The sequence below is a fragment of the Acetobacter garciniae genome (assembly GCF_017377735.1).
GTDB classification, from domain to species: domain Bacteria; phylum Pseudomonadota; class Alphaproteobacteria; order Acetobacterales; family Acetobacteraceae; genus Acetobacter; species Acetobacter garciniae.
Window position 1 is genome coordinate 752,713 of sequence record NZ_JAFVMH010000001.1, and the last position, 22,133, is coordinate 774,845.

Annotated in this window: 19 protein-coding genes; 5 read left to right on the plus strand and 14 right to left on the minus strand. The window is 62.4% G+C overall.

Annotation, left to right across the window (positions count from 1 at the left end):
- Nucleotides 1–7: 7 nt before the first annotated feature.
- From J2D77_RS03400 to J2D77_RS03435, 8 genes are all read right to left on the minus strand, one after another.
- Entirely contained in the window at nt 8–1,369 is a 1,362-nt protein-coding gene (locus tag J2D77_RS03400) for a pyruvate dehydrogenase complex E1 component subunit beta (protein ID WP_207844847.1), read from the minus strand.
- Nucleotides 1,370–1,375: 6 nt separating this feature from the next.
- Nucleotides 1,376–2,386 (minus strand): pyruvate dehydrogenase (acetyl-transferring) E1 component subunit alpha, encoded by a 1,011-nt coding sequence (gene pdhA / locus J2D77_RS03405; RefSeq protein ID WP_207844848.1) that lies wholly within the window; start codon nt 2,384–2,386, stop codon nt 1,376–1,378.
- A 121-nt stretch (nt 2,387–2,507) separates the two neighbouring features.
- Nucleotides 2,508–2,984 (minus strand): cyclic pyranopterin monophosphate synthase MoaC, encoded by a 477-nt coding sequence (gene moaC / locus J2D77_RS03410; RefSeq protein WP_207844849.1) that lies wholly within the window; start codon nt 2,982–2,984, stop codon nt 2,508–2,510.
- A 1-nt stretch (nt 2,985) separates the two neighbouring features.
- Nucleotides 2,986–3,846 carry an indole-3-glycerol phosphate synthase TrpC gene (gene trpC, locus J2D77_RS03415; protein WP_207844850.1) on the minus strand — a complete coding sequence of 287 codons (861 nt, stop codon included), beginning with the start codon at nt 3,844–3,846 and terminating at the stop codon, nt 2,986–2,988.
- On the minus strand, nt 3,843–4,976 hold the full coding sequence (gene trpD / locus J2D77_RS03420; protein ID WP_207844851.1) for an anthranilate phosphoribosyltransferase: 1,134 nt from the start codon (nt 4,974–4,976) through the stop codon (nt 3,843–3,845). The genes trpC and trpD overlap by 4 nt, the downstream gene beginning before the upstream one ends.
- Nucleotides 4,969–5,565 carry an anthranilate synthase component II gene (locus J2D77_RS03425; RefSeq protein ID WP_207844852.1) on the minus strand — a complete coding sequence of 199 codons (597 nt, stop codon included), beginning with the start codon at nt 5,563–5,565 and terminating at the stop codon, nt 4,969–4,971. The genes trpD and J2D77_RS03425 overlap by 8 nt, the downstream gene beginning before the upstream one ends.
- 61 nt (nt 5,566–5,626) lie before the next feature.
- Nucleotides 5,627–7,174 (minus strand): anthranilate synthase component I, encoded by a 1,548-nt coding sequence (gene trpE / locus J2D77_RS03430; protein WP_207844853.1) that lies wholly within the window; start codon nt 7,172–7,174, stop codon nt 5,627–5,629.
- The gene (locus J2D77_RS03435) at nt 7,171–9,087 is read right to left on the minus strand and encodes a peptidylprolyl isomerase (RefSeq protein WP_207844854.1); all 1,917 of its coding nucleotides are present in this window, start codon (nt 9,085–9,087) and stop codon (nt 7,171–7,173) included. Before J2D77_RS03435 ends, trpE begins: the two co-directional genes overlap by 4 nt.
- Nucleotides 9,088–9,322: 235 nt before the next feature.
- Between J2D77_RS03435 and tpiA the strand changes: the two genes are divergently transcribed.
- From tpiA to kdsA, 4 genes are all read left to right on the plus strand, one after another.
- The gene (tpiA, locus tag J2D77_RS03440; protein WP_207844855.1) at nt 9,323–10,063 is read left to right on the plus strand and encodes a triose-phosphate isomerase; all 741 of its coding nucleotides are present in this window, start codon (nt 9,323–9,325) and stop codon (nt 10,061–10,063) included.
- Between the two features lie 26 nt (nt 10,064–10,089).
- Complete coding sequence (gene secG / locus J2D77_RS03445) at nt 10,090–10,506, plus strand: preprotein translocase subunit SecG (protein WP_207844856.1); 417 nt, start codon at nt 10,090–10,092, stop codon at nt 10,504–10,506.
- 141 nt (nt 10,507–10,647) lie between these two features.
- Nucleotides 10,648–12,282: a CTP synthase gene (locus J2D77_RS03450; RefSeq protein WP_207844857.1), complete on the plus strand. Its 1,635-nt coding sequence runs from the start codon at nt 10,648–10,650 to the stop codon at nt 12,280–12,282.
- Nucleotides 12,279–13,118: a 3-deoxy-8-phosphooctulonate synthase gene (gene kdsA, locus J2D77_RS03455; protein WP_207844858.1), complete on the plus strand. Its 840-nt coding sequence runs from the start codon at nt 12,279–12,281 to the stop codon at nt 13,116–13,118. The genes J2D77_RS03450 and kdsA overlap by 4 nt, the downstream gene beginning before the upstream one ends.
- Nucleotides 13,119–13,336: 218 nt before the next feature.
- Here kdsA and gyrB read toward each other — a convergent pair whose 3' ends face one another.
- From gyrB to mutM, 6 genes are all read right to left on the minus strand, one after another.
- Complete coding sequence (gyrB, locus tag J2D77_RS03460; RefSeq protein WP_207844859.1) at nt 13,337–15,778, minus strand: DNA topoisomerase (ATP-hydrolyzing) subunit B; 2,442 nt, start codon at nt 15,776–15,778, stop codon at nt 13,337–13,339.
- Between the two features lie 102 nt (nt 15,779–15,880).
- Complete coding sequence (gene recF, locus J2D77_RS03465) at nt 15,881–16,999, minus strand: DNA replication/repair protein RecF (RefSeq protein WP_207844860.1); 1,119 nt, start codon at nt 16,997–16,999, stop codon at nt 15,881–15,883.
- 76 nt (nt 17,000–17,075) lie between these two features.
- A complete protein-coding gene (gene dnaN, locus J2D77_RS03470) occupies nt 17,076–18,197 on the minus strand; it encodes a DNA polymerase III subunit beta (RefSeq protein WP_207845019.1) in 1,122 nt (373 codons plus the stop codon).
- 118 nt (nt 18,198–18,315) lie between these two features.
- Nucleotides 18,316–19,743, minus strand: coding sequence for a chromosomal replication initiator protein DnaA (dnaA, locus tag J2D77_RS03475; protein WP_207844861.1), 1,428 nt, complete (start codon nt 19,741–19,743; stop codon nt 18,316–18,318).
- Nucleotides 19,744–20,086: 343 nt separating this feature from the next.
- The gene (gene rpsT / locus J2D77_RS03480) at nt 20,087–20,356 is read right to left on the minus strand and encodes a 30S ribosomal protein S20 (protein ID WP_207844862.1); all 270 of its coding nucleotides are present in this window, start codon (nt 20,354–20,356) and stop codon (nt 20,087–20,089) included.
- Nucleotides 20,357–20,480: 124 nt separating this feature from the next.
- Nucleotides 20,481–21,320, minus strand: coding sequence for a bifunctional DNA-formamidopyrimidine glycosylase/DNA-(apurinic or apyrimidinic site) lyase (mutM, locus tag J2D77_RS03485; RefSeq protein WP_207844863.1), 840 nt, complete (start codon nt 21,318–21,320; stop codon nt 20,481–20,483).
- A gap of 29 nt (nt 21,321–21,349) precedes the next feature.
- On the opposite strand from mutM, the gene J2D77_RS03490 reads away from it, so the two are divergent.
- Nucleotides 21,350–22,132, plus strand: a complete 783-nt coding sequence (locus J2D77_RS03490) for a class I SAM-dependent methyltransferase (RefSeq protein WP_207844864.1) — start codon at nt 21,350–21,352, stop codon at nt 22,130–22,132.
- The last annotated feature ends 1 nt before the right edge of the window (nt 22,133 follow it).

The window sequence follows — 22,133 nt, forward strand, 5'->3', positions numbered from 1 at the left end:
CAGCACCTCAGATCAGGCCTTGCACGGCTTTGACGACGTGCTGGGCATGCGGCAGGGCCAGTTTTTCAAGATTGGCGGCGAATGGCATAGGCACGTCCACCCCTGCGACCCGGGCCGGAGGCGCGTCCAGCCAGTCGAAGGCATGTTCGATGACCTGCATGGCGACTTCCGCCCCGATGCCCGCGAACGGCCAGCCCTCTTCCACGGTGACAAGGCGCGAGGTCTTTTTCACGCTTTCTACAATGGTGGCGGTATCGAGCGGGCGCAGGCTGCGCAGGTTGATGACCTCGGCCTCGATCCCCTGCTTCGCCAGTTCTTCCGCGGCTTCCAGCGCCGTGCTCACGGCAATGGAGAAGGCAACGATCGTCACGTCCTTGCCCGCGCGTTCGATCTTGGCCTTGCCGATCGGCAGGATGAAATCCTCATCGACTGGGCATGGGAACTTGTGACCGTACAGGATCTCGTTTTCGAGCACGATGACAGGGTTCGGATCGCGGATGGCCGCACGCAGCAGACCTTTCGCATCGGCCGAGGACCACGGCGCCACCACCTTCAGCCCCGGAACATGCGCATACCAGCTTGCGTAGCACTGCGAATGCTGCGCGCCCACGCGTGAGGCCGGGCCGTTGGGGCCACGAAAGACAATGGGGCAGCCCATCTGCCCGCCGGACATGTACAGGGTCTTGGCGGCGGAGTTGATGATATGGTCGATGGCCTGCATGGCGAAGTTCATGGTCATGAACTCGACAACGGGTTTCAGCCCCGTCAGGGCGGCACCCACGGCCATGCCGGTAAAGCCGTGCTCGGTAATGGGCATGTCGATCACGCGCTGCGCGCCGAATTCCTGCAACAACCCTTGCGAGACCTTGTAGGCCCCCTGGTACTGCGCCACTTCCTCACCCAGCAGGAAAACATCGGCATCATGGCGCAGTTCGGCCGCCATGGCGTCGCGCAGGGCCTCGCGCACCGTAATGTCCTGCGTCTCGCCCCAGTCTTTCTCGGGCTCGGCCGTGGCAGGGGTGGTAGTCGCCACAGGGGCGGCCGGTGCGGTGTCGGACGCGGCAGCGGCCGCAGGCGCGGCGGCAGGGGTTGGTGCCGCGGTGGCCACGGTTTCGGGCACGCTTTCGCCTTCTGCCACAAGGACGGCGATGGGCGCGTTCACGGCAATCCCTTCCGTGCCTTCAGGCACGAGGATACGGCCAAGAATGCCCTCATCCACGGCTTCGACTTCCATCGTCGCCTTATCAGTCTCGATTTCCGCCAGAACATCGCCGCCGGAGATCGTATCACCCTCTTTTTTCAGCCAGCGTGCCAGCTTGCCCTCTGTCATGGTGGGAGAGAGGGCGGGCATCAGAATTTCAGTAGCCATGATCGATCAAGCCTCCAGAACGACATCTGTATAAAGTTCAGAAGGATCCGGTTCGGGGCTTGTCTGTGCAAAATCCGCCGCGTCGTTGACGATCGCCTTTACCTTGACGTCCATGGCCTTCAGGGTTTCTTCGTCAACACCTGCATCGAGCAGAACATGTTTTACATGCTCGATCGGGTCGTGGTTCTTGCGCACTTCGTCCACTTCTTCACGGCTACGGTATTTGGCCGGGTCGGACATGGAATGACCACGGTAACGATAGGTCATCATTTCCAGCAGGTAAGGCCCCTTCCCTGCCCGGCAATGCGCCACGGCTTCGCACGCGGCCTCGTGCACGGCGGCAACATCCATGCCATCGACCCGCCGGCCGGGAATGCCCCAGGGTTCGCCATTCTTGTACAGTTCGTGGGCGGCGGAGGCGCGCTCGATGGAGGTGCCCATGCCGTAGCGGTTGTTCTCGATCACGAAAATACACGGCAGCTTGTGCAGGGCGGCCAGGTTGAAGCTTTCATAGACCTGGCCCTGGTTGGCAGCACCATCGCCAAAATACGCGACCGCGACTTCATCCGTGCCACGATATTTGTTGGCGAAGGCAAGGCCGATACCCAATGCGACCTGCGCGCCGACAATGCCATGCCCGCCGTAAAAGTTCTTCTCGCGCGAGAACATGTGCATGGACCCGCCCTTGCCATGGGAATAGCCGGTCGCACGTCCTGTCAGTTCGGCCATGACGCCGCGCGGGGTCATGCCCGCGACAAGCATCTGCCCGTGATCGCGGTACGACGTGATCAGCTTGTCACCTTCGCGCAGCCCCATCTGGATGCCGACGACCACCGCTTCCTGCCCTATGTAAAGGTGGCAGAAGCCGCCGATCAGGCTCATTCCGTACAACTGGCCCGCTTTTTCTTCAAAACGGCGGATCAGCAGCATATCGTAATAGGCGCTCATAAACTGTTCGCGGGTGAGGGAAGGCCCGTTACTGCCAGTTTTTTCAACCTGTTTATCGGTTGTGTCCATGTATGGATCCCTTACTATACATAGTCATGTAATGTGACAGCTCACTTTGCAATGGACAAGGCAGGAGTTTTATCCTGCTTTTATTGTGAAATGGATGAAGTCGGTTCTTGATGCCGCGCCTTTATCTGGCGTTATATTCTCCAGACTGTCCCCCGCTTTTGTGTAGCAGCCTGATGTTGTCGATGTGCATGCCGCGATCCACCGCCTTGCACATATCGTACAAGGTTAGCGCTGCGACAGACACGGCCGTCAACGCCTCCATTTCCACACCGGTTGCGCCTGTTGTTGTAACAATCGCCGTTATCGCGATTTTGTCATCGGCAGGGGCAAGGTCTACGCTCACGCTGCTCAGGCTGAGCGGGTGGCACAAAGGAATGAGATCGGCCGTTTTCTTTGCCGCCATGATCCCCGCGATCCGCGCGGTGGCGATCACGTCGCCCTTGGGCAGGCTGCCCGACAGAATAAGCCCCAGCGTCTGGGCGGACATGGCCACGTCGCACGTGGCCACCGCCTTGCGCCGGGTCAGTGTCTTGGCGGAAATATCGACCATGCGTGCATGGCCTGCCGCGTCAAGATGGCTCAGCTTCGAGCCTGACACGTCAGCCCTGCCCCAGAAGCTGCCGTGCCGCCTCACCCGGGTCGGGCTGGCGCAGCAGCGATTCCCCGACCAGGAAGCCGGTCACGCCAATGGCGGAAAGCTGTTCGACTTGGGCATGAGACTGAATGCCGCTTTCGGAAATAATGATCCGATCGGGCGGCACCAGCGGTGCCAGCGTGACGGTGGTCTGGATATCCGTCGCCAGGGTCTTGAGATTGCGGTTGTTGATGCCGATCAGCAGCGTATCGAGTGCCAGGGCGCGGTTCAACTCGTCCTCGTCATGAACTTCGACCAGCACGTCCATGTCCAGGCCCTTGGCGTGGTCGACCAGTTCAAGCGCCATTTCGTCGGACAGGATGCTCATGATCAGCAGGATACAGTCGGCCCCGATCATGCGGCTTTCGTAAACCTGCCACGGATCGAGAATGAAGTCCTTGCGCAGCACCGGCAGCGAACAGGCCGCCCGGGCCGTGACCAGGTCGTCGTTGGAGCCATGAAAGCACGAGCTTTCGGTCAGCACGGAAAGACACGCCGCCCCGGCCTGTTCGTAATCGTAGGCGATCTTGGCCGGATCGTAATGTTCCTGCAGGATCCCCGCGGAAGGAGACGCCTTCTTGATCTCGGCAATCAGCCCCACGGCGCGGTCGGCCGCCTTTTCCTTCAGTGCGCGCCCGAAGCCGCGTGGCGGTTCCTTGTGCTCCTGCGCCTTGGCAATGATCTCCTTGAGCGGGAGCAGCGTGGAACGATGTTCGACTTCCAGTTTCGTCCGCGCGCATATGCGCGACAGAACGTCGGGCAGTTCGTCCGCCTTGCTGCCTGGCGTTGCGGCGCAGGACGCGACGGTGGAGGGTGTGTCGTTCATGATGATCCTGTCATGTCTCGGGCGTGTGCGTCCGGCAAGGGCGAACGTAAACCGTTGAGCACCGCCAGGGCGGCACCATTGTCCAAGGAACGTGCGGCTTGGGCCACACAGTCTTTCAAAGCAGACGAATCAATGCGTCCGTCATGCAAAATTGTGGCCCGTCCGGCAACGTGCAAGGCGCAGGCGGCGTTCAACAGGACCGTATCGCGATAGGCCCCGGGCACGCCGCGCAACAGGTCCTCGAGCGCTTGGGCATTATGCTGCGCATTGCCTCCTTGTATGGCACAGATCGGCGCGTATGCAAGACCCGCCATTTCCGGTTCGATACAAAAACGAATAAGCCTGCCATTTTCCAGTGCTACGACATCCGTGGGGCCCGCCAGCGTGATCTCGTCTATGCCGCCATGGCCGTCTTTGGGTTGCCCGCAGACGGCCCACACACATTCCGAACCGAGCTGGCGCAGCACCTCTGCAATCGGGTAGAGCCATTGCGCTGAAAACACGCCCAGAAGCTGGCGCTTCACCCCGGCAGGATTGACCAGCGGGCCCACCAGGTTGAACAAGGTCGGCAGGCCCAGCGCCCGGCGAACGCCTGCTGCATGCCGCATGGCCGGGTGATGGTTGGGTGCGGCAAGAAAAATGGCGTTGCTGCTGCGCATCTGCCGGGCCAGTTCCCCCCCCTCGCCCGTCAGCGGCACGCCCAGGGCGGTCAGCACGTCCGACGCACCGGACAGGGACGACACCGCCCGGTTGCCGTGTTTGGCGACAGGTACGCCAAGGGACGCCAGGACGAAGGCCACTGCGGTGGACACGTTGAGCGTGCCGTAATTATCCCCCCCCGTACCGCAGATATCGATGGCGTCGGCCGGCATGTCGGGCACGGCATGCATGCGCTGCCGCAGTGCCGTGACCGCTCCCAAAAGCTCGTCCTGTGTTTCTCCCTTCACGCGCAGCGCCATCAGGAAGGCGGCTATACGCTCGGGGGCGATGGCGCCATCCATGATGACCCCGAAGGCCCGTTCGGCCTCGGCCGCGCTCAGGGACTGGCGTTGCGCCAGTTTTTCCAGGATTTTGGAAAAAAAGCCGTTACCCGTATCCTGCCCGTCAACCTGCGCAACCGGGCTAGCCATGGGCTGGCTCGGCCTTGGTGGCTTGGGCAAGCTTGAGGAAATTGCGCAAAAGGTCATGCCCGTATTCGGAGGCAATGCTTTCGGGGTGAAACTGCACGCCCGAGATGGCGTACTGGCGATGCCGCACCCCCATGATGACCCCGTCTTCGGTCCAGGCGGTGACTTCAAGCGCGGGGGGGATGCTTGCTGGTTCCAGCGTCAGGCTGTGATAGCGCGTGGCCTTGAAGGGGCTTGGAATGCCCGCGAATACATCCGTGCCCTCATGGAACACCGAACTGGTCTTGCCGTGGGTCGGCACAGGCGCGCGCACGACGCTTGCGCCAAAAACCTGGCCGATGGCCTGGTGCCCCAGGCATACGCCAAGCAGGGGCACCTTGCCGGCGGCGGCGGTGATGAGGTCGCAGCAGATCCCGGCTTCGTTAGGGGAACACGGACCCGGAGACAGCACGATGGCGTCGGGCGCCATGGCCATGGCTTCATCCACGCTGAGCGCGTCGTTTCGCACAACACGGCACGGCTCGCCCAGTTCACCCAGATAGTGAACGAGGTTGAAGGTAAAGCTGTCGTAGTTGTCAATCAGAAGGATCATAGCAAAAGAATGGTCCCATCCAGCGCGCTGGTCAAATAACGTGGGGAAAGGCCGGGTATTGCTACCCGCGACCGCCTGGTACCTGTTGCAGCGCGGCTTCGGCCGCCCGGAAGACCGCACGCGCCTTGTGCTGCGTTTCTTCATATTCCATCTGCGGAACACTGTCGGCAACCACGCCGCAACCGGCCTGCACGTGCATCATGCCATCTTTGACAACGGCCATGCGCAGGCCGATGCAGGTATCCATATTCCCGTCCGCCCCGAAATAACCGATGCACCCGGCATAAGTTGCCCGCCGTGTCCGTTCGACCTCGTCTATGATCTCCATGGCGCGGATCTTGGGGGCCCCGGTCAGGGTTCCGGCGGGAAAGGCCGCGATCAGGGCGTCAAGCGCTTCCAGCCCGGGGCGGAGTGTTCCCTCCACGTTGGAGGAAATATGCATGACATGGCTGAAACGCTCGATGACGAATTTTTCCGTCACCTTGACCGAACCCGGCACGCTGACACGGCCGACATCGTTGCGCCCAAGGTCTATGAGCATCAGGTGTTCGGCAATTTCCTTTTCGTCTGCAAGCAGGTCCTGCTCCAGTCGCTTGTCTTCCTCCGGGGTTTTTCCGCGCGGGCGCGTGCCAGCCAGGGGGCGCACCGTCATCCTGCCGTCCCGCAGGCGTACCAGGATTTCGGGCGAGGAGCCCACCAGCGAAAAGTCACCAAAGTCCAGGTGGAACAGGAACGGCGCCGGGTTGATCCGGCGCAGCGAACGGTAGAGTGCCAGCGAATGCAGGGGAAATGCCGTGGAAAAGCGCTGGCTGGGAACGACCTGGAAGGCATCCCCCGCCGCGATATAGTCCTGTATCCGCTCGACTACGGCACAGAATTCGGGCTGGCTGAAGGTGGATGTGGGTTCGGCGAAAGGCGCGATATCAGAGGCTTGCTGCGCACAGACCGGCAGCGCGCCCGCAAGGCAGGTCCGCGCGCGTGCCAGCAGGGCATTCGCACGCTCCCAGGCCTGGGCGGCGTTGTCGCCGCTTGCAGGGCGGATGGGGGCTGCCAGCACAAGCTCATCCGTCACGCTGTCGAAAACCGCGAACAGGCCGGGCCGCATGAGCACGGCTTCGGGCAGGTTCAGGTCATCGGGCGGGGCGTCGGGCAGATATTCCATCTGCCGCACCATGTCGTAGCCCAGATAGCCGAACAGCCCCCCGATCATGGGCGGCAGGCCGGCTGGCAGGTCCATCTGCGTTTCACGCACCAGGCGACGCAGGTGCTCCAGCGGCTTGTCTTCAAGGAACTGGACGGGGGCGGCCTCACCCTCCGGGCCGTTCTGCAAGCTCAGTTGCCCGTTATGGCAGGTCCAGATCAGGTCCGGCTTGAGGGCGATAACCGAATAGCGCCCGCGCGAAATCCCGCCTTCCACGCTTTCCAGCAACAAGGTATGCCGCCCCGACGCACCATCCAGATGCGCCAGGCGGAGATAGGCCGAAACCGGTGTCAGCAGGTCTGCTGCTTCGACGGAAAAGACCACGCAGGCGCGTCCGTCCTGCCAGGCCCGCTCACATGCCTCGCGCGAGGGGGATGCAAGAGCTTGGGCTGCCAGGGTGACGCTCATGGCGTGGTTTCTCCAAAACCTGCTGCTGAAAGGGCTGCCGAAAGCCCGGCTTCATTGATATGGGGCGGCACACGGGTGCTCAGCGCCTGGATATAGCTTGCGACAATATCCTCGCCGTCGGCCTGGGCCAGATCCTGGCGCAGTTTTTGCAATGCCTGGGCGGGGGCTGGCGGGTCAGGCGTGAAAACACGCGTGACGACGGCGACCAGAAAGCCGCTGTCATCCTCGGCCATGACCGCCTGCCCTGCCTTCATGCGCCCGAGGAACGCCATGAGTTCCGTCGGAATCGTCTTGTTGGGGAGGGCGAGCGAAAATGTCGCATCGCGCGTGACCTGCGCTTCGGGCAGGGCGGACGCATCCAGGCTGCCTTTCGCCTTGGTTGCAACATACAGGCCGGTTGCGCGCTGGTTGGCCACGCGCCGACGGCTTTCGGCCTGCCATGCCGCCAGCACGCTGGCCCGCGCCTGTTCGAAGGCGATCGGCTGCGACGGCGTGATATTGTCCACATCGACCGCGAACCAGCTATTGTCGGGTCCTTCGGTCAGGGTCGGGTTGGCCCCCTGCTTCTGCGCGAAGACCTGGCGGACCACGGCATCGCGCAGCGCACCGGATGCGGGCAGCGGGGCGGGTTCGCCCGTTGCGGTCAGGCCTTTGGCGTCCAGCGTGCCGGCGGCGGCGACCGCACCCAGCGTGTCGGGAATGGCGTTCAGGCCCTTGGCCGCAATGGCGTCCTGCAACTGGCGCTGGCGTTCCGCCACCACGGATGGCGCAACCGCCTTGCGGTATTCAGCCAGAATGTCCTTGCGGGCTTCCTCAAACGGGGTGATGCGCGCAGGCGTGACTTTCGTTACCCGGAATACCGCCCAGCCCGCCTCGGTTTTCAGCGGCGTGCTGACCTGATCGACCGGGGCCTGGAAGACCGCCGTGCGCAGCGCTTCCGAAGGAATTGCGGACGGGCGCATGCCGGGCATTTCAACCGCCGCCGCCCCTTTGGCCGCGGCCTGGGCCGCCTGCCAGTTCCCGTCATGCTGCCAGCTTGTGCTGACAGACTGGGCCTGTGCCTGGTCGGGGAAGGTGATTAGCTGGATATCGCGCGTTTCCGGCACGTTGTAGCGCGCATTCTGTTCGTCATACACGCGCTTGAGGCGCTGGTCGTCCAGCGTGATCGTATCGGCAACGGTGGCGGGGGACAGCACGACAATGCGGGCATGCCGCAGTTCGGGCGAGCGGAACAGCCACGGATGGTTGACGTAAAAGCGGCGCAGCACTGCATCGTCCGGGGCGTCGGGCGTGGGCTGGGCGGCAAAGGGCACGCGCACGAAGTCCACCGCGTGCGTCCGCGCGCCATAGGCCACAAGCCGCTGGAGCATGGTGGAGGACATGCTGCCCGACAGGGCCAGCGGTTGCAGCAGGGCGCGGCTTGTCAGGTCGTCGCGCACGATCTGCACCACGCGCTGTTCGGTAAGCCCCTGCTCGCGCAGGCGCTGGTTGAAGATGGAACGGTCGAACTGGCCGTTCGCGCCCTTGAAATACGGCAGGGCAAAAATTTCGTCGCGCACGGCTTCGTCCGGAACCACCACATTCATGGCGGTCGCGGCTTCAAGCAGTTCGTTCTGCCCCGTCAGGCGGTGGAGAATTTGCAGCGCCACCTGCCTGCGCATGACAGGTGAAAGCTGGGATGGATCGGCAACCCCCATCTGCTTGACAACGCCCGGCATTTCCGCCCGCAGGGCCGAAGCCAGCTCGGCCGAGGCAATCCGGTGCTGGCCCACGCGTGCGACAGTATCCGTCTCATCGCTCATGTAGCCGATGACGTCGCCGACACCCCACCCCACAAAAGCCACGAAGACAACAATGGCGGTCACGCGGCCCAGCCACGATTCAACAAATACTCGACGCAGGTAGGAAATCATCGATCCAGGGATCCGCAGCTTGTCAGAAACTATGCGATTATCATAATCAGGTGCGGCACCATAAGCGCAGGCGTGGGACTTGACCAGCCATAACAATGCCGGACAGGCCGCCGCTTGCGGGCACTCCTTTTACCGGGGTTGCTGCGTTTATGGTGAGGACCGAACATAACCGCTGGCCGGTACACGCCCCCGTTGGCATGTGCTCCGGGCCGTGGGTGAAGGTAAGGATAAGGGTATGAGCAGGCAGATGATTGTCGGCAACTGGAAGATGAACGGCTTGCGCGAATCCTCGCGCGAACTGGTGGCGGCACTCCTGGCCGGAATGCCCAAGACCGGCCCCGATGTCGTGATCTGCCCGCCATTCACGCAACTGGCGCTGCTGGCCGACAGCCTGGCCTCTACGTCCGTCGGCTTGGGTGCGCAGGACTGCCACCAGGACCCGTCCGGCGCGCATACGGGCGATATTTCTGCCCCCATGCTGAAGGAACTGGGCGTGTCCCATGTCATTCTGGGGCATTCGGAACGCCGGCAGGAACATGGTGAACTGGATGAGACCGTGCGCGAAAAGGCGGTTGCCGCCGCCAAGGCCGGGCTGACCCCCATCGTCTGTGTGGGCGAGACGAACGACCAGCGTGAAAATGGCGATTATACCGATACGCTGGGCTGGCAGATCAAGGGCTCCCTTCCCGACGGGTTTTGCGGAATCGTCGCCTACGAACCCATCTGGGCGATCGGGACCGGGCTTGCCGCGACCGAGGCGCAGATTGCTGAAACCATGACATTCCTGCGCCAGGAACTGGTCCGCCAGTTCGGAGAGGCTGGAAAAGCTATCAAAATCCTGTATGGAGGGTCCGTGAACGCCGATAACGCGGTTGCCATTCTTTCCATTCCCGAGGTGGCGGGGGCCTTGGTCGGTGGCGCCAGCCTGAAGGCGGATGCGTTTCTCTCCATAGTCGGCGCGGCTTCGGCTGGCTGATCTGCTGTACTGATCTGGAACCTGACATGACCACAGCCCTGCTGATCCTGCATTTTTGCGTCACCATTGCCCTGATCGGCGTCGTGCTGATCCAGCGTAGCGAAGGTGGCGGCCTGGGTATCGGCAGCAGCCAGGGTATGGGCGCGTTCATGTCAGGGCGGGGTACCGCCAACCTTCTGACCCGTACCACCGCCGTGCTGGCCGGGCTGTTCATGTTCCTCTCCCTGGCACTGGCGGTACTCTATAAGGGGGCGGTCACGGGTGCAGGTCACGACATTCTGGCCACCCCGCCCCAGCAGTCAGCTCCGGTCGTGCCCGCCCTGCCGGCCGGCAGCACGCCTGCTCCTGCTGCGTCGACCCCGGCGGCCCCTGCCCCGGCTGCTTCTGCTCCCTCGGGCCCTGCCCCATCGGTTGCTCCGGCTCAGGCGCCCTCCAAGCCCTGATATGCCGATGTCCCTCTCTTCTCCTCATGTGGTGCGAAGAGAGGCTTCTCCCCCGTCAGCCTCCGCATGCCAAACCGCGTGCGGAGGTTTTCGTTTGTTCGTCTTTACCCGCCCGGTCCTGTCCGTGTAGGAAGTTTGCTCATGACCCGATTTGTTTTTGTCACTGGTGGTGTGGTGTCCTCCCTTGGGAAGGGTATCGCCTCGGCCGCCCTGGCCGCCTTGCTCCAGGCACGCGGCTACAAGGTTCGCCTGCGTAAGCTCGATCCTTACCTGAACGTCGATCCCGGGACCATGAGCCCTTACCAGCATGGTGAGGTGTTCGTGACTGATGACGGTGCTGAAACCGACCTGGACCTTGGGCATTACGAGCGCTTCACGGGCGTGAATGCTTCCAAGGAAGACAACACCACGACCGGCAAGATCTATTCCGACGTTATCCTGCGTGAGCGCCGGGGCGATTATCTGGGGGCGACCGTTCAGGTCATTCCCCATATTACCGACGCCATCAAGGATATTGTCGTCGCCAATACCGATGACCTGGATTTCGTGCTGGTGGAAATCGGCGGCACGGTGGGCGATATCGAAAGCCTGCCTTTTCTCGAAGCCATCCGCCAGTTGCGCAACGACCTGGGTGCCGACCAGACCATGGTGGTGCATCTGACACTGTTGCCGTGGATCGCCTCCGCCGGGGAGCTGAAGACCAAGCCCACGCAGCATTCCGTCAAGGAATTGCAGAATGTGGGGATTCAGCCGCAGATCCTGCTCTGCCGTTGCGACAGGCCCATCCCCCCGACCGAGCGGCGCAAGATCGCCAATTTCTGCAACGTGCGCCCCGAAGCGGTCATTGCCGCGCGGGACGTGGATACGATCTATGCCTGCCCCCTGTCCTACCATGCCGAGGGCATGGATACCGAGGTCCTGCGGTATTTCGGCCTGCCCCACACGGACGAGCCCGACCTGTCGAACTGGCAGAAAGTCGTGGATGCCATACGCCACCCCGATGGCGAGGTGCGCATTGCCGTGGTGGGCAAGTACACGGCCCTGCTGGACAGCTATAAATCGCTCAACGAAGCGCTTTTGCACGGCGGTATCGCGCACCGGGTCAAGGTGACGCTGGACTGGATCGATTCCGAAAGTTTCGAGAAAAACCGCGCCAGCCTGGAAGAAAAACTGGTCAACGCCCACGGTATCCTGGTGCCCGGCGGCTTTGGCGAACGCGGTTCGCAAGGCAAGATCGAGGCCATTCGCTTCGCGCGGGAAAAGGGTATTCCCTTCCTCGGTATCTGCTTTGGCATGCAGATGGCGGTGATTGAATGCGCGCGCAATCTGGCGGGCCTGCCCGATGCGTCATCGACCGAGTTCGGCCAGACGGATGAACCCCTGGTCGGTCTCATGACGGAATGGGCGCGTGGCAATGAGCGCCTGCGCCGGAGCGAGGGTGGAGAACTGGGTGGGACCATGCGCCTTGGCGCTTATCCGGCAAGCCTTGTTCCGGGCTCCCGCGTGGCTGAAACCTATGGTGTGACGTCCATCCGCGAGCGCCATCGCCACCGCTATGAGGTGAATATCCATTATCGCGAACAGCTTGAAAAAGCCGGGCTCAAATTCTCCGGCCTGTCGCCAGATGGTATTCTGCCTGAAGTCGTGGAATATCCCGATCATCCCTGGTTCATTGCCGTGCAGTATCACCCTGAACTGAAATCGCGCCCCTTTGCACCGCATCCCCTGTTCGCGGGGTTTGTGGGTGCAGCCCTGGACAAGGCGCGGCTGGTATGAGCCACGTCGTGGGCGCGCCGTTCGAGATCGGGGGCCTTGCCCTTGGCAACGATCTGCCTTTCGTGCTGATCGCGGGGCCCTGCCAGATTGAATCCGCCGCCCACGCCATGGAAACAGCCGTGGCGCTGAAGGAACTCTGCGTGGCGGCAGGGGTCGGGCTGATTTACAAAAGCTCCTTCGACAAGGCCAACCGCACGAGCCTGTCCAGCGCGCGCGGCGTGGGCATGCGTGACGGGCTGGATATTCTTGCCCGTGTGCGCGAAAGCCTGGCCATTCCGGTGCTGACGGACGTGCATGCGCCCGAACAATGCGCCGTGGTGGCCCAGGCCGTCGATGTGCTGCAAATTCCGGCTTTCCTGTGCCGCCAGACCGACCTGCTTCTGGCCGCGGGGCAAACCGGGGCTGCGATCAACGTGAAAAAGGGGCAGTTCCTTGCCCCGTGGGACATGCAGCACGTGGCTGCCAAGATTGCCTCGACCGGTAATCGGAAGATCATGCTGTGCGAACGCGGCACCAGTTTCGGCTACAATACGCTGGTGAACGACATGCGCGGCCTGCCGATCATGGCGCGGACCGGCTGCCCGGTGGTGTTCGACGCAACGCATTCCGTCCAGCAGCCCGGGGGCTTGGGCGGCACGTCCGGTGGCCAGCGGGAATTCGCGCCCGTCCTGGCCCGGGCCGCCCTTGCCGTGGGGGTTGCGGCCCTGTTTATCGAGACGCATCAGGACCCGGATTCAGCCCCCAGCGACGGGCCGAACATGCTGCCGATCACCAGCCTGCCTGCCCTGCTGCGACAGTTCCGCCAGATCGATCAGGTGATCAAGACCGGCGGTTAAGATCGTGATGCTTTTCTGAATAAGGATGCAAGTTCTTGTGTCGCCTTTTTTCAAAAAGGGCATGGTTTTCTTAAGCTTTTTGAAAAAAGCTTCACAAAAAACTTTTACCTGTTAATTGATATTTCTTGGGCCGAAAAGACTGCGCAAAACTTTCGGTGCGACTTGATGAAACGCCGCCGGTTATCTCCGGCGGCATTTTTTATGTCCTAACAGCAGGCTTACACGTCCAGGTTGGCGACTTTCAGTGCATTGCCCACAATAAAGTCGCGTCGCGGTTCCACCACGTCGCCCATTAACGTCGTAAACACATCTCCCGCTTCTTCAAGGTCGCCTACGCGCACCTGCAGCAGGGTTCTCATGGCGGGGTCTAGTGTCGTCTCCCAAAGCTGGGCGTCGTTCATTTCGCCCAGGCCTTTGAAGCGGTTGATCGCCAGGCCACGGCGGCCCTGGGCCAGCAGGCGGGTGAACAGATCGGCAGGCCCGCTCAGCCTGTGCTCTGTCGTATCGGTCTTGAGCACGACACCATCGGCGAAATCAGCCAGCAGGCGGGCGTGCTGGGCGGTCAGCCACCGCGCATCCGCCCCGGCCAGAACAGCGGGTTCGAACCGGTAGACTTCACCCACGCCACGCACGTTGCGCGCGACTTCGACCCCATCCGTGCTGGCAACGGCTTTCCAGCCCCGCTCGGCCGGGGCCGAGGCGGCGTCCAGGCGCTGTTGCAGTTCGGGCATGCGCAGTTGCAGCGGTTCAAGTTCGGCACCCAGGGCGCCGGCAAGGGCAGCCTGTTCCACCACCCATGCGGGCACGCGCCCGGCAAGCCGCCCAATGACCTGGGCCGCCTGCTGGATAAAGGGCATGTCCTGCTCAAGGGTTTCGCCCTTTACGGTGCGGCCGTCCGAATACACGAAGCTTGCATTGGCCAGGGCCTTGTCCAGCAGGTAGCGTTCAAGCGCCGCGTCATCCTTGAGGTAGGTTTCCTCATTCCCGCGCTTGGCGCGGTAAAGCGGGGGTTGGGCGATGTAGAGGTAACCGCGCTCGATCAGTTCGGGCATCTGGCGGAAGAAGAAGGTCAGCAGCAGCGTGCGGATATGCGATCCGTCCACATCGGCGTCCGTCATGATGACGATACGATGATAGCGCAGCTTGTCGATGGAAAAACCGCCCTGCTCGGGTTCGCCCCGGCCGATTCCCGTGCCCAGTGCCGTAATCAGCGTACCGATTTCGGCCGAGCCCAGCATACGGTCGAACCGGGCGCGCTCGACATTGAGAATCTTGCCCTTGAGCGGCAGGATAGCCTGAAAACGCCTGTCCCGCCCCTGCTTGGCCGTGCCACCTGCGGAATCGCCCTCCACAATGAACAGTTCGGCTTGGGCCGGGTCGCGGGCCTGGCAGTCCGCCAGCTTGCCCGGCAGGGAAGACACGTCCAGAACGCCCTTGCGCCGGGTCAGTTCGCGCGCCTTGCGGGCGGCTTCGCGCGCGGATGCGGCGTCCAGCACCTTGGCGATAACGATCTTGGCTTCCTTGGGGTGGGTTTCGAACCAGTGGCCGATCATGTCGGCGGCGGCTGCATGCACCACGGGCTGCACTTCGGAGGAAACCAGCTTGTCCTTGGTCTGGGACGAGAATTTGGGGTCGGGCACCTTGACGGACAGCACCGCCGTAAGCCCTTCGCGCATGTCCTCGCCCTGAAGGGACAGGGCGTCCTTCTTGTTGGAAAGGCTTTCGGCGTATTTGCCGACAATGCGGGTCAGCGCCTGGCGGAAGCCAGCCAGATGCGCGCCACCATCGCGCTGGGGAATGTTGTTGGTGAAGCACAGCATGGTTTCGTGGAAACTGTCGTTCCAGCTCAGGGCGAATTCGACCCTTATACCGTTATCGGTATTTTCCATGTTGCCGGTAATGGGGGGGCTGATCAGGGACGTGCGGGACCGGTCGAGCCAGTTCACGAACGCTTCCAGCCCGCCTTCGTAAAAAAAGACTTCCTCGCGCACGGGCTGGGTGCGGGCGTCGCGCAGGATGATTTCAAGCCCGGAGTTCAGGAAGGCCAGTTCCCGCAGGCGGCGTTCCAGAATCGTGAAATCGAATTCGGTCTTGGGAAAAGTCGCCCCGCTGGGCTTGAAGGTCACTTCCGTGCCGCTTTCCTCGGCCGAGGGGCCGACAACCTCAAGCGGGGCCACGCGGTCACCATGGGTGAAGCGAATGAAGTGTTCGTGGCCGTTGCGCCAGATCCGCACATCCATCCATTCAGACAGCGCATTCACCACCGCCGCACCCACACCATGCAGGCCGCCGGACACCTTGTAGGAATTCTGGTTGAACTTGCCCCCCGCATGCAGGCGGGTCAGCACCACTTCAGCCGCGCTCACCCCTTCTTCGGTGTGCATGTCGGTGGGGATGCCGCGCCCGTTGTCGCGCACGGTTACGGAACCATCGGCGTTCAGGGTCAGGATACAGCGTGTGGCAAAGCCTGCCTGGGCTTCATCCACGGCGTTATCGATAATTTCGAAGGCCATGTGGTGCAGGCCGGACCCGTCATCCGTGTCACCAATATACATTCCGGGCCGTTTGCGGACAGCATCAAGTCCCTTCAGCACAGAGATCGAGGCGGCATCGTAATCGTCGGGAGCCGCCGATGGTATGGGCTGAGAGACGTCTGTCATAAGAATGGTGTACTCCGCAAAAGGAAGAGCAAAAACCCTGCCCGTTCTTATACTCCCCCGCGCCCGGACCTGCCAGCATGCAAGCCATCTTTTCGCGGGGTTTTATGTCTGCGCGGGTAAAAACGCGCCGTGGCTGAGCGTGCGGAACTGGGCTTTGTCGCGCAAGGGCGCAAAAGGGGCGGTGTCTGTGCCAGTCAGGATGACGGTGGTGGCAAAGCCCTGGATCATCTCCAGCAGGGAGGCACGGCGCGCCGCGTCAAGATGCACGAGGGGTTCGTCCAGCAACATCAGCGGTGGGGCCCCTCTATGGTCCTCCACCAGGCGGGCATGGGCCAGGATCACTCCCATCAGCAGCGATTTCTGCTGTCCGGTGCTGGCCAGTTCGGCGGACTGACCTGAATGCGGGTCGGCCAGCGTCATGTCGGCCCGATGGCTGCCCAGGCTGGCGCGGCCTTTTTCGCGGTCCACGGCACGGCGCTGGGCGAACTGCTCGCGCAGCCAGTCTTCCGTCGCCAGTGCGGGGGCCGTGGCCAGATGCTCCGCCACCGCGCAATGCAGTTCAAGCCGCACGGCGGGAAAAGCGCCAAGCCCGTGCTGGCCGTAATGGTTGAGCTGGCGCACGGTGTCCTGGCGGGCGGCTGTCACCGCCACGGCATGCCGGGCCATGGAGGCTTCCAGCCCGCCCAGCCACACATGTTCGGACGCGCGTGTCTGCAACAGGCGGTTGCGTTGCGTCATGGCCCGGTCATAGGCTGCGAGTTCGCGCGCATGCTGCGGGGTGACGGCCATGACCAGCCTGTCCAGAAAGCGCCGCCGTCCGCTCGCACTTTCGCTGAACAGCCGGTCCATCTGCGGGGTGATCCAGACCGCACTGATCGTGTCATCCCCGCTGAGCGCGCCACGATTGAGCTTGCCGTTAAGCAGGAAAACCCGGCGTGGCCCGTTGGGTGCGGACTGCACGCCGGTGCCGATTTCAAGCACGTCGTCCCCGGTCCGGATCTGGGCCGAAATACCCCAGTCCAGGCATCCGTCCTTGCCCATATGGGCAAGAGGGGCCGAACGCAGCCCCCGCCCGGGTGCAAGGAGCGAGACTGCTTCAAGCAGGTTGGTCTTGCCGCTGCCGTTTTCGCCCGTCAGGACAAGCAGCGGGGAATCCGGCTGCCAGGTCAGGCGTTCGTAATTGCGAAAGCGCGACAATGTCAGTTTGAGCAGGCGCGGCATGATCAGGCCCGCCCGCCCCCTGCGCGGGAGGTTACAGCCCGGCACATGGGGTGGACGGCAGGCAGGTCAGTCCCGCTCACACGCGCATGGGCATGAGGACATACAGGGCCGAAGGGCTGTCCACATCGCGCACGATGGTGGGGGACGCGCTATCGGCGAAGCAGAATTCCACTTCCTTTTCCACCTGGTCGGTAATGTCGTTCAGGTAGCGGGCCTGAAAGCCGATTTCCAGCGCCTCCGCATCGTAGGAAACACGGTTGTCGTCCAGTTCTTCCTTGGCCACACCCTGTTCGGGGCTGCTGGCAGAAAGGGTCAGCAGGCCGGGTTCGAGCGCCATCTTGACCGGGCGGGAGCGTTCCTGGCTGATGGCGGCCACGCGGGCCACGGCGTCGGAAAAGTCTTTTTTCCCCACCCGCAGGATACGCGTGTTGCCGCGCGGAATGACACGCTCATATTCGGGGAACGTGCCATCGATCAGCTTGGATGTCAGGATAACGGGACCAGCCGTGAACTGGATGCGGGTATCCGACAGGGCAATGGCCACTTCCTCGGGCGCCTCATCGATCAGCTTGCGTAGTTCGTTGATGGTCTTGCGCGGGATAATCACCCCCGGTATGCCCGCGGCCCCCGCCGGAAGCGTGGTTTCCATACGGGCCAGGCGGTGCCCGTCGGTTGCTACGGCGCGCAGGCGGGGCTCGCCCTCCACTTCGGCGGCGTGCAGGTAGATGCCGTTCAGGTAATAGCGTGTTTCCTCGGTCGAGATCGCAAAGCGGGTCTTGTCGATCAGCGAGCGCAGGATCCCCGATCCGAGCGAGAAGCTGTGCGGGAAATCCCCTGCCCCCATGGACGGAAAATCATCCACGTTCAGCACGTTCAGGCGTGTTGCGTAACGCCCAGCGCGCAGGTGCAGCGGGCCGTCGCTGGACTGGTCGAGTTCGACGCTGACACCGTCAGGCAGCTTGCGGACGATTTCATACAGGACGGAAGCGGGTGCCGTGGTCGCCCCTTCCTGGATCACGGTTGCGGGGACGTGTTCCACAACCTCGATTTCCATGTCCGTGGCTTTCAGGCTGAGCTGCCCGTCTGCCGCCTGGATGAGCACATTGGCAAGGATGGGAATGGTGTTGCGCTTTTCCGCGACACTCTGGATATGGGCCAACGCCTTGAGCAGCGTCGCACGCTCCGCCGAAAATTTCATGTAGTCCTCGTTCCCTGCACGGCCGGGTTGTTCCTGTCTGGCCAGAATACCCGTATCATTCCCCTGGAAAGTAACAGGCGCCAATGATCAGTCAATCCTTTTGGATAGAGCGGTTTTCTCAGCTTTCCAGCATACGGCGCAGCAGTTCCACATCTTCGGCGAACGCCGCGTCTCGTTCCATGAGTTCGGTCACGCGATTGACCGCGTGCATGACCGTCGTGTGGTCGCGATTGCCGAATTTGCGACCGATTTCGGGCAGCGAACGGCTGGTCAACTGCTTGGCCAGGTACATGGCCACCTGGCGCGGGCGGGCCACATTGCGCGCCCGGCGGGCCGATGACATGTCGGTCAGCCGGATATTCCAGTGTTCGGCCACTTTTTTCTGGATTTCCTCAATCGTCACGCGCCGGTCATGCGCCTTGAGGATATCGTGCAGGACCTCCTGCGTGGCTTCCAGCGTGACGGGGCGGCCGAACAGGTTTGCATGGGCGATCAGCCGGTTCAACGCCCCTTCAAGCTCGCGCACATTGGTGGTGATCTTGTGGGCCAGGAATTCCAGCACCTTGGCCGGCACCATGACACCGGACGCCGCAGCCTTGGATTCAAGGATGGAAATGCGCAGTTCGAACGTGGTGGCGTGAATATCGGCTACCATGCCGCAGCCAAGCCGCGTGCGCAGCCGGTCTTCCAGCCCCGACAGGTCCGAGGGGGATTTGTCGGCGGAGACCACGATCTGGCGCCCTGCATCCACCAGCGCGTTGAAAGTATGGAAAAACTCTTCCTGCGTGTTGTCCTTGCCGATAAGGAATTGCAGGTCGTCGATCATCAGCACGTCAACGGAGCGGAGCTGTTCCTTGAATTCTATGGTCGATTGCGAACGGATTGCCGCAATGAAGCGGTACATGAATTTCTCGGCCGACATATAGGCCACCGACACCTGGCCGGTCTTGAGCAGTTCCGCACCGATCGCATGCATGAGATGGGTCTTGCCCAGTCCCACGCCCCCATACAGGAACAAGGGGTTGAACCCGGCACTGGACGGCTTTTCGGCCACGCGGCGGGCACAGGCATAGGCGAATTCGTTGGGTTTGCCGACCACGAACGTATCGAAGGTAAAGCGGCTGTCCAGCGCTGTTACCAGGTCACTTCGCGCATCGGGCACTGCCGCGCGCTGGCCGGGGGGTGGGTCTTCTACCGCGTTGGGTGGGGGCGGTACCTGTTCCAGCGGGATGGGGGCCGGATCGCCCGGGCGGGAGACCTGGAGTTCAACGCGCCGCAGGGTGGGTATTTCATGGTGCCAGAGATCGCTCAGCCGGTCACCGTACTGGCTGCGCACCCAGTCGCGCAGAAAACGCGTGGGCAGCAGCAGGGTAATTTCATCCCCATCGATCGGGCCCAGGGCGATCTTGGTCAGCCAGGTGCGATATTCGACCTCGCCAACCTCACCCTTCAGGCGCGCGCAGATACGCAGCCACGATTCCTCAAGCCCCTTGTCGTTTTCCAGCCTGGAAACGGCGCTTTCGTCATCGTCCACTCCGATTTTCATTTTTGCTCCCGAGCGGTCAAGCTGCGTAAGGTGCTTACGCAAAATTTATGGGTCAACGCGCCGGGCCGTGGCGCGGCTGTCTGCAACCCTGAAAAATCGTTCACTGCTGAACGCGCAAACACACCCGCCTTCGGGCGTGGGGCACGCAAGGTCATCTGACCAGATTAAAGCAGCGTCCGAGCATGGGGCAATGAAAAACTCGGCCGGCCCACGTGCTGCCTTTCCCCTGCCCTTTTCGGGAAAAACCGTGCTGTAAAAAACAAAGCCGAATCATCGCGCAGATGATTCGGCTTTGCTCATATCCGGCCACAAGGCCTGCCACAAAGGCAGGCAACAGGCTTCCTCAGGCGGTCGCCAGCGCCTTGACGCGGGCGGACAGGCGGGAAATCTTGCGGGCCACGGTGTTGTGATGCACAACGCCCTTGGTGGCGGCACGCTGGATTTCCGGCTGGGCGACGCGCAGCGCTTCGCGGGCGGCGTCCTGGTCGCCAGCGGCGATAGCCGTCTCGACCTTCTTGATGAAGGTACGCATGCGGGATTTGCGAGCCGTGTTACGGGCAGTCCGCTTCGCGGTCTGCCGGATGCGCTTACGCGCCGAAGCGATGTTCGCCATGGGTTTCTATTCTGTCCAGCACTTAAAGAAAAAGGGGCCGATCGAACGGCCACAAAGAGTAAGCGGTCGTGTAATGCAGGCAGGTGCGTCCCGTCAAGCGTGTTCGGTGTCCATCAGCCGGTTTTCACCCGTTTTTCTGGAACCGGGGGCAGAAAAAGCTCGATCGTCCCGCCTGCGTGATCTGTTCCACGCCATGGCATTGCGGCGGTCCGGGGCAACGCGGGCACGGTTTGCCCTTCTTATTGTAGACCTGCCAGGCATGCTGAAAATAGCCCAGCTCACCCCCGGGGCGCACATAATCCTTCAGGCTCGACCCGCCGGCGGCAATGGCTTCCTCCAGCACGGCGCGAATGGCTTTGACCAGCTTGCGGGCCTGCGGGCCTGTCAGTTTGGCGGCGAGCATCTGCGGGTGGATGCCAGCGCGGTACAGCGCTTCGGAGACATAGATATTGCCAAGCCCCGCAACCACCTTCTGGTCCAGCAGCGCGGTCTTGATGGGGGTGCGCCTGCCGCTGAACGCATCCAGCAGGGTTCGGGGCGTGAAATCCGCACTCAGCGGTTCGGGGCCCATGCCCGCCAGAAGGGCGAAACGTTCTTCATCCTGCGTGGGGATGACCGTCAGCATGCCAAAGCGGCGCGGATCGATATAGGCGCACCGTCCCGCGTCATCCATGCTCAGGACCACATGTTCGTGTGGCGGGGTGATTTGCGGAGAATCGAGTGCGATCCGCCCGGACATGCCCAGATGCAGGATAATGGTGCGCCCACCCGACAGGCGGATAAGAATATATTTGCCCCGCCTGCAAAAGCCTTCGATGCGCCGCCCCACCACCTGTTGCGAAAAATCGGCGGGAATCCGCCATCGCAGATCGTGGCGGCGCACGATGACGTCACGAATGGTGCGATTTTGCAGGGCAGCGAGCATGCCGCGCATAACCGTTTCGACTTCGGGGAGTTCCGGCATGGCTGCAAAGCAGGGTATAGAGGAAACCCATGACCGACAACAGCTTTGCGCCCTCCCCCGTTTCTTCCGACGTGACTGCGGATCAGACGGATTTCGGCTTCCGTTCCGTCAGGAAGGAAGAGAAGAAAAACCTCGTCCGGGCTGTCTTCGACAGCGTGGCCTCCAAGTACGACGTGATGAACGACATCATGTCGCTTGGCGTGCATCGGGTCTGGAAACGCATATTCGTGACCGAACTGGGCCCGCAACCCGGCCTGTCCCTGCTCGACCTGGCGGGGGGCACGGGCGATATCACCTTCGGCTGGCTCAAGGCCGGGGGTGGCCCCGCCATCATGACCGATATCAACGCCAGCATGCTTTCCGTCGGGCGGGACCGCGCCATCAACCAGGGCCTTGTCTCTGACCTGTCCTTCTGCGTGGTGGATGCCGAGGCCATTCCCGTGCGCGACATGTCCATGGACCGCGTGTCCATTGCGTTCGGCCTGCGCAACTGCACCGACAAGCTGGCCGTCATCCGTGAGGCACGGCGCGTGCTCAAGCCGGGGGGGCGTTTCCTGTGCCTTGAATTCTCGCGCGTTCAGGTGGCGGCCCTGGCCCCCATTTATGACGCATGGTCGTTCAAGGTGCTGCCCGCCATGGGTGGGCTGGTGGCCAAGGACAAGGAAAGCTACCAGTACCTGGCCGAGAGCATTCGCATGTTTCCCGATCAGGAGACCTTGGCCGACATGTTCCGCGAAGCCGGCCTGTCGCATGTGCGCTACCAGTCCCTGTCCGGCGGTATTGCGGCCATCCATTCCGGCTGGCGTCTCTGAC

What these genes read in the sequence shown, in the direction of transcription:
- J2D77_RS03400 (WP_207844847.1), bottom strand. Translation starts at nt 1,369, where the DNA reads ATGGCTACTGAAATTCTGATGCCCGCCCTCTCTCCCACCATGACAGAG.
- tpiA (WP_207844855.1), top strand. Translation starts at nt 9,323, where the DNA reads ATGAGCAGGCAGATGATTGTCGGCAACTGGAAGATGAACGGCTTGCGC.
- J2D77_RS03490 (WP_207844864.1), top strand. Translation starts at nt 21,350, where the DNA reads ATGACCGACAACAGCTTTGCGCCCTCCCCCGTTTCTTCCGACGTGACT.
- pdhA (WP_207844848.1), bottom strand. Translation starts at nt 2,386, where the DNA reads ATGGACACAACCGATAAACAGGTTGAAAAAACTGGCAGTAACGGGCCT.
- trpE (WP_207844853.1), bottom strand. Translation starts at nt 7,174, where the DNA reads ATGAGCGTCACCCTGGCAGCCCAAGCTCTTGCATCCCCCTCGCGCGAG.
- recF (WP_207844860.1), bottom strand. Translation starts at nt 16,999, where the DNA reads ATGCCGCGCCTGCTCAAACTGACATTGTCGCGCTTTCGCAATTACGAA.
- rpsT (WP_207844862.1), bottom strand. Translation starts at nt 20,356, where the DNA reads ATGGCGAACATCGCTTCGGCGCGTAAGCGCATCCGGCAGACCGCGAAG.
- gyrB (WP_207844859.1), bottom strand. Translation starts at nt 15,778, where the DNA reads ATGACAGACGTCTCTCAGCCCATACCATCGGCGGCTCCCGACGATTAC.
- J2D77_RS03435 (WP_207844854.1), bottom strand. Translation starts at nt 9,087, where the DNA reads ATGATTTCCTACCTGCGTCGAGTATTTGTTGAATCGTGGCTGGGCCGC.
- mutM (WP_207844863.1), bottom strand. Translation starts at nt 21,320, where the DNA reads ATGCCGGAACTCCCCGAAGTCGAAACGGTTATGCGCGGCATGCTCGCT.
- dnaA (WP_207844861.1), bottom strand. Translation starts at nt 19,743, where the DNA reads ATGAAAATCGGAGTGGACGATGACGAAAGCGCCGTTTCCAGGCTGGAA.
- kdsA (WP_207844858.1), top strand. Translation starts at nt 12,279, where the DNA reads ATGAGCCACGTCGTGGGCGCGCCGTTCGAGATCGGGGGCCTTGCCCTT.
- J2D77_RS03425 (WP_207844852.1), bottom strand. Translation starts at nt 5,565, where the DNA reads ATGATCCTTCTGATTGACAACTACGACAGCTTTACCTTCAACCTCGTT.
- secG (WP_207844856.1), top strand. Translation starts at nt 10,090, where the DNA reads ATGACCACAGCCCTGCTGATCCTGCATTTTTGCGTCACCATTGCCCTG.
- trpD (WP_207844851.1), bottom strand. Translation starts at nt 4,976, where the DNA reads ATGGCTAGCCCGGTTGCGCAGGTTGACGGGCAGGATACGGGTAACGGC.
- trpC (WP_207844850.1), bottom strand. Translation starts at nt 3,846, where the DNA reads ATGAACGACACACCCTCCACCGTCGCGTCCTGCGCCGCAACGCCAGGC.
- J2D77_RS03450 (WP_207844857.1), top strand. Translation starts at nt 10,648, where the DNA reads ATGACCCGATTTGTTTTTGTCACTGGTGGTGTGGTGTCCTCCCTTGGG.
- dnaN (WP_207845019.1), bottom strand. Translation starts at nt 18,197, where the DNA reads ATGAAATTTTCGGCGGAGCGTGCGACGCTGCTCAAGGCGTTGGCCCAT.